This window comes from Rouxiella silvae, assembly GCF_002093625.1.
Taxonomy (GTDB): domain Bacteria; phylum Pseudomonadota; class Gammaproteobacteria; order Enterobacterales; family Enterobacteriaceae; genus Rouxiella; species Rouxiella silvae.
Genome location: NZ_MRWD01000066.1, coordinates 18,496 through 29,494 on the forward strand (window position 1 = coordinate 18,496; position 10,999 = coordinate 29,494).

General features: G+C 51.9%; 8 protein-coding genes. 2 read left to right on the forward strand and 6 right to left on the reverse strand.

Annotation, left to right across the window (positions count from 1 at the left end; genetic code table 11):
• Positions 1 to 36: 36 nt before the first annotated feature.
• Positions 37 to 1,308 carry a M20 family metallopeptidase gene (locus BS639_RS21070; protein ID WP_084984242.1) on the reverse strand — a complete coding sequence of 424 codons (1,272 nt, stop codon included), beginning with the start codon at positions 1,306 to 1,308 and terminating at the stop codon, positions 37 to 39.
• A gap of 77 nt (positions 1,309 to 1,385) precedes the next feature.
• On the opposite strand from BS639_RS21070, the gene BS639_RS21075 reads away from it, so the two are divergent.
• On the forward strand, positions 1,386 to 2,159 hold the full coding sequence (locus BS639_RS21075) for a GntR family transcriptional regulator (RefSeq protein ID WP_084984243.1): 774 nt from the start codon (positions 1,386 to 1,388) through the stop codon (positions 2,157 to 2,159).
• A gap of 115 nt (positions 2,160 to 2,274) precedes the next feature.
• Positions 2,275 to 4,107: a fibronectin type III domain-containing protein gene (locus BS639_RS21080; RefSeq protein ID WP_084984244.1), complete on the forward strand. Its 1,833-nt coding sequence runs from the start codon at positions 2,275 to 2,277 to the stop codon at positions 4,105 to 4,107.
• A gap of 71 nt (positions 4,108 to 4,178) precedes the next feature.
• Here the strand turns inward: BS639_RS21080 and astE are convergent, their stop codons facing one another.
• Genes astE through BS639_RS21105 form a run of 5 tightly spaced genes read right to left on the reverse strand, consistent with a single transcriptional unit; the run spans position 4,179 to position 10,359 of the window.
• Positions 4,179 to 5,159, reverse strand: coding sequence for a succinylglutamate desuccinylase (gene astE / locus BS639_RS21085; RefSeq protein WP_084984245.1), 981 nt, complete (start codon positions 5,157 to 5,159; stop codon positions 4,179 to 4,181).
• A 33-nt stretch (positions 5,160 to 5,192) separates the two neighbouring features.
• Positions 5,193 to 6,539 carry an N-succinylarginine dihydrolase gene (astB, locus tag BS639_RS21090; protein WP_084984246.1) on the reverse strand — a complete coding sequence of 449 codons (1,347 nt, stop codon included), beginning with the start codon at positions 6,537 to 6,539 and terminating at the stop codon, positions 5,193 to 5,195.
• A 25-nt stretch (positions 6,540 to 6,564) separates the two neighbouring features.
• Complete coding sequence (astD, locus tag BS639_RS21095; RefSeq protein WP_084984247.1) at positions 6,565 to 8,046, reverse strand: succinylglutamate-semialdehyde dehydrogenase; 1,482 nt, start codon at positions 8,044 to 8,046, stop codon at positions 6,565 to 6,567.
• Complete coding sequence (gene astA / locus BS639_RS21100) at positions 8,043 to 9,116, reverse strand: arginine N-succinyltransferase (protein WP_055770683.1); 1,074 nt, start codon at positions 9,114 to 9,116, stop codon at positions 8,043 to 8,045. The genes astD and astA overlap by 4 nt, the downstream gene beginning before the upstream one ends.
• Before the next feature lie 34 nt (positions 9,117 to 9,150).
• A complete protein-coding gene (locus BS639_RS21105) occupies positions 9,151 to 10,359 on the reverse strand; it encodes an aspartate aminotransferase family protein (protein ID WP_084984248.1) in 1,209 nt (402 codons plus the stop codon).
• Positions 10,360 to 10,999: the final 640 nt, after the last annotated feature.

Below are 10,999 nucleotides of genomic sequence, written 5' to 3' on the forward strand. Positions count from 1 at the left end.
CGAATTGGTGTTTTAAATAAAAAATAGATCTAAAAATTACTCAGGCTGAAAATCGGCCGATAAATAGGCCAAAATTGACTGAGCCAAAGCAACGATATCCTGCATCGTGGTGTACTCGTCCGACGCATGGATTCGATTCTCGGGGCGGGCTAATCCGCCAAGTAAAATTTCTTTGATACCTGCCTGCTGCACCCAGCCCATATCTGAACTGGTTGACGACCCCCACACGGCGAAATCGTTTGCGTCAAAGCCAAAGCCCTGACTGAGTGCCGACAGCCAGCGCGGCCAGTGTGGACCGCTTGGGTCACTGACCGGTGCAAGATGCCCGATAAGATGATATTCAACCGCCAGCGCCGCCGAACCGGCCATTGCGTGCTCGATGCAGTGAATTAGCTCGCTCCACACCTGCTCGAACGGCTCCTCAGGCGAATAACGACGGTTCACGAGCAGGTCAAAACGCGCAGGAATCGTTGAGCCTTTGCTGCCGCCTTGCACCGCCGCCAACGTCAGCCGTGAGGTTAGAGGACGCCCCTCATAGTGCGGCGGTGACGGCATTGCCGACTCGCGCTGCTCCACTTGCCGTTTAAGCGCATGAAGCGCGTTAAGCAGCGGCAAGCCTTGTTCAATGGCGTTAATTCCCCCCACCGGATCGCCTGAATGTGCAGAGCGCCCGGTTACGCTGATTTTGAGGTCGATACTGCCGAAACAGCCACCCCAGATCCGTGGAACAGCGCCGCCGTTGAAGCTCAACATGTGGCCTGCAAACAGTTTTTGCTCCGCCAGATAGCGAACGCCGGGATACAGGCCGCCTTCTTCATCGGTACACAGCAGCAAGACGGGGTTAAATCGCAGCGCCAGTCCTGTGCGCTGTGCGGCACGAATCGCCGCCAGCGTGGCAACAATGGTGCCTTTCATGTCCGCGCTGCCGCGCCCTATCAGCTTGTTATCGACCTGTGTCAACGCCAACGGGGGATGCGTCCAGCCATCGCCCGCCGGAACGGTATCGACGTGAAAATACAGATTGCAGGCCTCACCAGCACCGCCGTCTAGCGAAGCAATCAGGTTTACCCGTTCGCCCTGCGCGCTGTCGTCCGGCGTTTGCCATAGCGCTTCGGGTACAATGGCGCGCTCAAAAGAGAATCCCATCGGCGCAAGCAAAGACTCCATCAGGTCGGCAAAGGCCGGATAACCGGCACCCGGCGGGAAGCAGGTATCGACCTCAAGCATTTGACTCAGATCTTGCAAAATGGCCTCTGAATCTTGGCCGATGGAATCTAATGCAATTTGCAAACTTCCTTTAAACGGCATGCTATACTCACTCAATCTTATTTCTATATAGTTTATAGATAAAGCAGATATCCCTTCAGGTCAATAGGTAATCAGGTATGAGCCAACAAAATAAAGGTGAGCAGGAAGCAAGCAGCTTCGCTCGTTTAAGCGACAGGGAAGGCGCGCCGCTGTATGAGGTCGTGAAACGTCATATCAGCGAATCTATTCTGATGGGGCAACTGACGCCGGGCATGGTATTGCCAAGCGAAAATACACTGGCGGCCGATTTTGGTGTATCGGTAGGCACGGTGAGGAAGGCGCTATCGGCCCTGACCACCGAAGGCATGCTGATGCGGCGACGTAAAACCGGAACAGTAGTGACCGGCTGGGCACCGCTGCACAATCTGAGCTATTTTTTCCAATATTTTCGCCTGCACGGCCGCGACGGATCGCTGGTACATTCACACACTATTTTGCTTGATTACCAAACCGGTTACGCCAGTGAATATGAAGCAGAGAAGCTCAATATTTCGTTGCAGGCACCGGTTATTCGCCTAAAACGTTTACGAAAAATAAAAGACGCACCCACCATGCATGAACAGTTGGTACTCGCCGCCGATCGCCTGCCCGACTTCCCGGCGGCCGAAAACCTGCCCCCGCTGCTTTATCGTTTTCTGCTGGAAAAATACGGCGTGCGCGTGGCGGCGGTGCGTGAACAGATCACGGCCGTGCTTGCCAATGAAGAGGATTTGCGACTGCTGGAGCTCACTGCACCCCACGCGGTAATGGTGATTGACGAGGTATCGTTTGACCAAAGCGCGCTGCCGGTCATTTTGGCGCATCATCGATTTAGTACCGACAATTATGTTTATGTGAATGAAATTCGGTAATTTTTATATTTTGCTGACATTTATATACTAAAAGTCTTAATGAAGTGCAGAAGTTTCTCCAACCCATATTGTGTATAAATTGCTCAACGAAATATCCCTTACATTCATAGGATTTATGTTGAACAAATTACGTATAGCCATATTAGTGGGTGCTGCATTACTGACACAGTCTGCATTGGCGGCCGACCAAAACCGCACGATCAGTTATTTGACCTCGTGGGGACTTCCACACGGTGCACGCGCAGACTTGGAAAACACCAAAGTTGATACCTTCCTGCTGTCTTTTGGAAAATGGGATGCAGAAGGTAACATTAACTCGTCTGATAAAATCATCGATATTCCTCCGTATAATCCGTGGTCATTAGATAATAATGCCTACGAAACCTGGACAACGCTTAAACTCGATCATCCAGAAAAGAAAATGATGGTCGCCTTTGGCGGACAGAATGATGAAATAATCTGGTCCTATATCACTAGCCAAGTTCAGCGTGAAAAATTGGCCAATAGCCTGGTTAATCTGTTGAAGACCGACTATCCGGTGTACAAAAAAGGGCTTAAACCTGAAGAAATGCAGGGCGAGTGCCTATCCAAAGATGATAAAGGCACGTGCCAAATGAATCATAACCAGAAAGCTGGAACTGTCCAGCTCGACGGCATCGATTTCGATTTTGAAAAAGCCGCACGCCTGACCCCAGAAGAAAATAACAATCTTCTAAAATTGTCTCAACGTATACGCCAGTTGCTCGGACCAAACAGCAAAAAAATGCTGAGCTTGACCACTTATCATGTTGGTGCGGATCCGATTGAATGCTCTACGGCAGACAGCAAGGATTGTTCTTACGTTAACTCCGACCACTCTGGTGAAGTGCTGCCACTGCTTTCCAAGAGTAAAGGCGTGTTCGACTTTTACAATGTGATGGCCTACGACGCAGGTCATAACTTCAAGTATAAAGTGGCAATGTCCAACTATGCTAAAGCGCTTGGCGACAAATCTAAATTGATCCTCGGCACCACCATTAATAAACAGTGGGCACCGGGCGGCAACTTTGCAGAGAGCAAAGAAAATAATCTTGAACGTGCCAAGTGGCAGGCCCAAAACCAATACGGTGGTTTCTTTGTCTGGACGTTAGGCTCAAATACCGAACAAATGAACATGGAACACCAGGTTGAATATATTAACGATATGCGGAAAGCGGCGGGCGACAATTCTACACCAGCCCCAGATGTAGACTATACCGCACCTACAGCACCGGCTAATCTACAGGCAAGCGTATCGGGTAAGGATATCACTCTTAACTGGCAGCCTTCGACCGATAACGTTGGCGTTACCGGTTATTGGATTTATCGTGACAGCAGAAAGACTGATGCAACGCCTTTCACAACATGGAAAGACAACGCGGCTATAGCGGGTGTTGAATACAGCTACCATGTTGTAGCTCACGACGCAGCAGGCAATCGCTCTCAGGCAAGTGAAACGGTTAATGCAAAAATCGTTCAAGATGAAGAAGAAGACGCGGTTGTTCATCCGCATGCACCGAAAGGCCTGACAGTAGATTCAGTGACTAAAAACGCCCTGAACCTACGCTGGAAACCTGTCAACAACGTGACCGTGACGAAGTATCACGTTTATCGTAACGGCGTTAAGACTGCCACCACCGCGAACTCAGAGTTACGTGAAAGTGGTCTCACCGCAGGCACGACTTACCGCTATTATGTCATTGCTGAGACGGCCAAGGGTGTGCAATCGGCTGCAAGCGCGACGTTTACGGCTAAAACCAGTGACGACACGGTTGTTGCGCCTTCCGAAAGTGATTGGAAAACAGGGACTGCCTATAAGGCAGGCACCGTAGTGACCTATCAGGGCAAAAAATATCGTTGCCTGCAATCACACTCTTCAATTGAGACCTGGAACCCAGTTGCCGCCTTCTCACTGTGGAAAGCTCTCTAAATTTAAGTATTAAAAAAATTAGAATTTGTACCCCGCCGCCTGCCATGCAGGCGGCTTTTTGTATGGGTAGTCTACGATTTCAACACCAGCATTAGCCCTGCCCTCAAACCCAGCCCGACGTTAGGATTCGGAAACAACACCACTTCCTCGGTATGCTCCACGCGATAAGTTTTACCCGATTGTTCGGCCAGCATGTAGCCCTGCGGATAAGCCGTGAAATTGAGCGCATCGGCAGGAATATGCAGCTCGAAGTCCTGCTGCTCGCGTAAAATATCCTGCACCACCTGGTAATGCTTCATCGGCTCACCTTGACGCTCGGCGGCGGGAACATCACTGACCAGCGCCTCAAGTGCACGTTTTATCTGGCTAAACTGACCAAGATCATTACCCCCAAACGGCAGCGCTTTGCCCAACTCCAGCGTACAGCTATCGGCCTGAAAAACTTCACTGCTGAAATGGCTAAAGGTGCCGCCGGGCGAGCGGTGGTAAACCAATGCCTCTAACCCTGCACTCTCTAGCCACCGCAGCATCTCTGGCGAATGGGGACGCGGTTGGAAAGGCAGCAGGCCAAAACGCAGATGCAGAGAACCACGAATCGCAGTATGCAGGTCGTAATGATAGCGCTGTGTAGCGCCTGACGCGGTAGCACTGCGAAAGAACTGCGCCAGAAGATGCTCAAGCTGCTGCGCACGCACGGTTTCATCACTCGGAGGAAAGCGGGCATGACGCCCGCCGAACATGCGGTTCATGTCCGCCTGTACAAACCGTTTATTGGCCCGCATTGACGGCGGATTGCCCATCACCACCAGCAGGCGAACCCTGAGTGGCCGTGTTCCCGCCAGCAGGTCGGCGACCAACTGATTTAACAGCTCTATCGGCGCAGTTTCATTGCCGTGTATGCCCGCTGAAAGCACGACGGCTCGTGTACAGGGCTGACGCGGGGAAAGCTCAAGCACGCCTTCCGCCAGCCACTGCCAGTCGAGATGAGGCAGTTGTCCGACCGGCTGAGCGGGAGGTGTTCCCTCCATTGTCAGCGTTAATACGTCAAACATGACTCAGGCTCCTTAACGTGAATTTTAATGGCTTCAGAACTGCTGGAAAGGATAGATACTCCCCAACCGCAATATTTGCGTGAGCTCGTCGAGCGCGTGGCGAACCTCGGTCAGCAACTGAGGATCGGCTAAATCTTCCTGCTGCATGCGGTCTCGATAGTGTTTGTCGACCCAAACATTGAGCCGATTAAACAGCACTTCATCGATTAGCGAAGCCTGATTTACCGCGGCCAGCTCCGTTTCGTTAAGCGCTACACGCAGTCTTAAACAGGCTGGGCCACCGCCGTTGCGCATGCTTTCGCGCAGGTCGAAGACTTCAATCTGATTGATAGGACCCCCGCTGTCGCGCAGATCGGACAAATAGTCCCACACAGCGGCATGCTGACGCGACTCCTCTGGCACAACAATGGTCATTTTGCCGTCGGCCCTACTGAGCAACTGGCTGTTAAACAAATAGGTTGCCACTGCGTCATCAAGGGAAACGCGCGACTGTGGCACTTCAATTGGCTGGAATTCACACTCGACACTGGCCATTTTGCGACGAATTTCATCAAAAGCCGCCTGCTGGTGTACAAACGCCTGCTGGTGATGGAACAACACCTGACGATTGCTGACTGAAATAACGTCATTGTGGAAAACGCCGCTGTCGATGGCTTGCGGACTCTGCTGAATAAACACCGTGCGTGAAGCTTCCAACTGATGCAACCGCGCCACCGCGTCGCTGGCCAATCGCGTCTGCCGGGCCGGATAGCGCACCGGTTCGTTATTGCCGGTAACCAGTCCATCACGACCATAAACAAACACCTGTACGCCGGGCCTGTCATATTCGGCGCAGAGACGATTGTGGTTAGCCGCGCCTTCGTCGCCCAGGCTTGCCACCTGCGGCAGCGCGCCGTGATGGGCAAAGTGTTGCGTATGATTGAATGTGCTGCGCAGAATAGCTGACGTTGTCTCTGCCTCAATCGCACGGTGAAACTTGTTGTTCAAGTTAGCGACGGTGAAATGCACTCGGCCATCGGCGCTGTCGGCAGAGGGTGAAACGGTGGCCGCGTTGGCAACCCACATCGCAGAAGCCGAGCTTAGCGACGAAAGCAGGCGTGGTGAATAAGCATTAGCCTGCGACAACACCTGTGCATCACTGCCGTAAAATCCCATTTGACGCAGCGTGGCCAAGTGCGGACGCTCGTGAGGAGGTAATACCCCCTGCTTAAAACCAAGGTCACTCAAGGCCTTCATCTTTAACAGGCCTTGCTTGGCCGCCAGTTTGGGATTAGCGACCGCGCTTTGGTTGCGGGTAGAGGCTTCGTTGCCAAATGACAGCCCCGCGTAGTGATGCGTTAGACCCACCAAACCATCAAAATTGACTTCATATCCAGACATCATGTTCTCCAGCGATGGTGAGGGGTTACTTTGCTTGTCCAAAATCAATTCCTGGCGACAGCGCCGAAGGGAGTTCAATACGCTCACTTTCCAGCGACGCCATCGGCCACGCGCAGTAGTCGGCGGCGTAATAGGCGCTGGCACGGTGGTTGCCAGAGGCTCCGACTCCACCGAAAGGCGCATTGCTGGAGGCACCGGTCAACGGCTTGTTCCAGTTAACAATGCCGGCTCTGGCTTCGAGCAACAGACGGTCAAACTGCTCGCGCTGTTCTGATATCAGACCGGTTGCCAATCCAAAGCGAGTTTGATTTGCTAGCCTGATTGCCTCATCAAAATCAGCGTAGCGAATCACGCTGAGCAGCGGCCCAAAGTGCTCTTCATCCGGCACGCCTGCAACGTCGGTCAAGTCGATAATACCCGGCGAGAGCAAGGTGTTGTCAGGGCTCAGGCGAGCCAGGGTCAATAATGATTTTCCACCCAGCTCAACCAAAGATGCCTGCGCGTTAAGCATATTGCGCGCCGCCGTATCGGAAATAACGCCCCCGATAAATGGCTGAGGTTCTGCGTCCCAAGCCCCGACGCGCAGCGCACTTGTCACCTCGACTAAACGTTTAAGGAATCTATCACCCGCCGGCCCTTGCTTAACCAACAGGCGACGTGCACAGGTGCAGCGCTGACCGGCTGAAATAAACGCCGATTGAATCGTCAGGTTAACGGCAGCATCTATGTCCTGCACCGGTTCAACAATCAGCGCGTTATTGCCCCCCATTTCCAGCGCAAGAATTTTCTCTGGCTGTCCGGCCAGCTGTCGATGTAGCTGATACCCCGTTCCGGCACTGCCGGTAAACAGCAGGCCATCGATTTGTGACGAAGCTGCCAGCGCTTCACCGGTAGAACGCCCGCCCTGCACCAAATTCAGCACGCCGGCAGGAAGTCCCGCCTGCTCCCAAAGCTTCAGCGTAGCTTCAGCGGTGGCCGGGGTAAGCTCACTGGGTTTGAACACCAGCGTGTTCCCGGCCAGCAGCGCAGGAACAATGTGTCCGTTAGGCAAATGTCCAGGGAAGTTGTAGGGACCAAATACCGCCAGCACGCCGTGAGGACGATGACGCAAGACCGCTTCACCGTCAGGCATCGGCGTATGTTTTTCACCGGTGCGTTGCTGGTTGGCTTCAAGCGAGATGGCCACCTTGCCAATCATCGCCTGTACCTCGGTCAGGGTTTCCCAACGCGGCTTACTGGTTTCCAGACTGATAGTCTCGGCCAATTTGGCTTTATTTTCGCTGAGCAGTGCAGCAAAGCGCTGAATAATTTCCGCGCGCTGGGCAAGAGTCTTTCGAGCCCAGGCGGGGAACGCCTCGCGGGCGGCCTGACACGCAGATTCGACGTCCTGCGGGCTGGCGCTTAGGGCAGACCAAAGCCGTTCATTGCTAACCGGATTTGATTTCTCCAGCAGCACGCCCTGTCCGCTGCGCCACTGTCCCTGAATAAAAAGTGCTGGATGGATCATAGTTCACTCGCTTGTGATAATTGTCGGGTTGAGGTGCTTTGCCCAGAGGCGGTAAACAGCGGTACCACACGCAGCGTGACGCCTGAAGTGACGCCCAGCGCCTGTGCAGACTCGACGTCAAGCACCAACCTTGATGGGTCTGAATCTCCGGTGACTAATATCGCCCGAAAATCCGCATAGTTTTCATTAGCGACCAGATAACAGGTCTCATCGGCTAAAGAATCGCTGTAGCCTACAATTGCCGGCAGCAGTCGACTCTCTTTCACGGCCCGCAGGGTGTCTACTTCACCTTCAAGCGTAGGTCCGCCGTCGAAGATATCAACGTAACCCTGATAGCGTAGACCTTCAGCCTCCAGCAATGAACGGGCCGGAGCAGTCTGTGGATGCACCTGCCCCATCACCGCCCGCGCCTCGGCGCTGAGTAAATCGGTGTACAGCGGATGCTTTGGCATCAACTCGGCGATAAAGGACTTCTGCCCCATGCCGGTCAGCCTGTCGGCCTCGGCAAACTCCATGCCAAAAAAGTGCTGGCCCAGACTGTCCCAAAAGGGAGAATGGCCGTTGTCGTCGGACACGCCGCGCATCTCGGCGATAACTTTGGGCGAAAATCGGTCCCGAAACGCCGCCATGAACAGAAAACGGACCTTCGACAACAGCTGTCCGTTTTTGCTGTGCCGATAGTCTGGGTCAAGAAAAAGCGTGCAAAGCTCGCTGTAGCCGGTGTGGTCATTGCTTAAAAACAGCGTCGGAACAGGTTTATAGATATTCAGACTTTTAGAAGCATGCACCAGCGTGCCGAGGCGAAAGTTGTACCAGGGTTCACTAAGTCCCACTGCCACCTCAAGCGCGCTGACGCCCACGACCTTGTGCTGACTGAGATCTTCAAGCACGAACAGGTACCCTTGTTCAGATTTACTTAAATCTCCCTTCCACGTTGCTACGGACCGCTCAATCCTCGTACGCAGGTGTGCCTCATCTTTAGGCAAAGACGTTAAACCGATGCCGGTTTTACCTGACAACTGGAGGATATCGGCGATATCGCCGAGCCGCACAGGACGAATCAACATCATGATAATTACCTCACTTCAAAAGATGACGCCGATTTCAGGCACACAGGCGGGCAACGGCACGTTCAAGTCTGTTTAAACCTTCTTCGATGTCGGTCTGCGGAATAATCAGCGAAGGAGCGAAACGCAGTACGTTAGGACCCGCTATCAGCGATATCAGCCCTTCTTCCGCCGCCAACTGATTGAGCTGCTTGGCCTGCCCCTTGAAACGCTCACTCATCTCGGCGCCGATGAGCAGACCCATACCGCGTATTTCCGAAAATACATGATACTGGTGATTAATTTGATTCAGGCGCTCTGTGAACCACTCGTGACGTACTGAAACGCCGCCCAGCACCTCTGGCGTATTGATAAGATCCAATACTTTTCCGGCCACCGCAGTCGCGAGTGGATTTCCGCCGTAAGTCGTTCCATGAGTGCCCGGTTGAAAGTGCTCAGCGAGACGGTCCACAGTCAGCATGGCGCCGATAGGGAAACCACCGCCCAAGGCTTTGGCGGTTGTTAAAATATCAGGCACCACACCGTAAGCCTGATAGGCATAAAGCTCGCCAGTTCTGCCCACGCCAGTTTGAACTTCGTCAAAAATCAACACCGCATCGTATTGTGTACACAGTTGACGCAGCCCCTTGAGGAATTCAGGATCGGCAGGAACAACACCGCCCTCACCTTGAATGGGTTCAACAATAACCGCACAGGTGCGTGAGGAAATATGGTCGGCAACCGCAGCAAGGTCATTGAAAGGTAGATGGGTGATTGCGGGCGGCAGGGGCGCAAAGTCTTGCGAATATTTGGGTTGTCCGCCGGCGCTGACGGTAAACAGCGTGCGACCGTGGAATGCATTATTAAAAGCGATTATTTCGGTTTTCTGATGTGCATTTTTGGAATGCCCAACCAGGCGAGCGAGCTTAAGTGCACCTTCGTTAGCTTCAGCACCCGAATTACAGAAAAATACTTTGTCGGCAAAAGTGGCGTCGACCAGCTTTTTAGCCAAGCGCAGAACGGGCTCATTAGTGTAACCATTACCCAAATGCCAAACTTTTTCTGCCTGTTCGGTAAGTGCTTGTAAAACGGCAGGGTGACGATGACCCAAGGCATTAACCGCAATGCCCCCGGCAAAATCAACATAGTCCTTACCCGATTGGTCCCACAGCCAAGATCCGGCACCGTGCACCGGAATAAATTCGGCAGGTGCATACACAGGCACCATATACTCGTTAAACTGTTGGCGGGTTACTTGCTGTTCCATATCAACCTCATCATTGTTTTACTTTAGTTAACGTGACTCACACATTTACGCGGGCGATTAACCATCACATGACGCTCAATATCTAAATTCAGGGTGCAGGATCCCTTACCCTCGTTTCAAAGAAGGAAATTAATTAAATGGCTGGATCCGTACCTGAGCGTTGGAGTGATAATAGATTGCAGACATCGTGCCAGCAAAGGAAAAAAGTGAATAAAAAAAGGCTGACCACCAAAAAACAACAAGTTAAATGCAACCACCATTCACATTAAGTGCATAAAAAGTGAATATTTATGAAAAAGCCCTTTGCTGGCATGCTGCTTGCAGAATGACTATGCAACTCTGAAAATTGAAAATTATCTTCAATTTTTGTGATCTGATGCGCAATGATGAATTTCATAAGGCAACGTTTGCACCAAAGTAATGCTCTTTCAGCACTAAAATATGGCAACATTTAGAATATCGACGATTTGGCTCTCTCATAGGGAAGTTTTCCTATTGCAAAAATCAGAAAGATTCACCTGAATGAAAGTGAGTAATAATATAATTAATTTTTATATTTTAATAAATGTAACAAACTTCAAAAAAAATATAAATATACTAACTCATCACGTTAATAATCTAGAATATACATCAATAAAGC

Coding starts and splice junctions, on each gene's coding strand:
- astB (WP_084984246.1), bottom strand. CDS start 6,539: ATGTCTGGATATGAAGTCAATTTTGATGGTTTGGTGGGTCTAACGCAT.
- BS639_RS21080 (WP_084984244.1), top strand. CDS start 2,275: ATGTTGAACAAATTACGTATAGCCATATTAGTGGGTGCTGCATTACTG.
- astD (WP_084984247.1), bottom strand. CDS start 8,046: ATGATCCATCCAGCACTTTTTATTCAGGGACAGTGGCGCAGCGGACAG.
- BS639_RS21105 (WP_084984248.1), bottom strand. CDS start 10,359: ATGGAACAGCAAGTAACCCGCCAACAGTTTAACGAGTATATGGTGCCT.
- astA (WP_055770683.1), bottom strand. CDS start 9,116: ATGATGTTGATTCGTCCTGTGCGGCTCGGCGATATCGCCGATATCCTC.
- BS639_RS21075 (WP_084984243.1), top strand. CDS start 1,386: ATGAGCCAACAAAATAAAGGTGAGCAGGAAGCAAGCAGCTTCGCTCGT.
- BS639_RS21070 (WP_084984242.1), bottom strand. CDS start 1,308: ATGCCGTTTAAAGGAAGTTTGCAAATTGCATTAGATTCCATCGGCCAA.
- astE (WP_084984245.1), bottom strand. CDS start 5,159: ATGTTTGACGTATTAACGCTGACAATGGAGGGAACACCTCCCGCTCAG.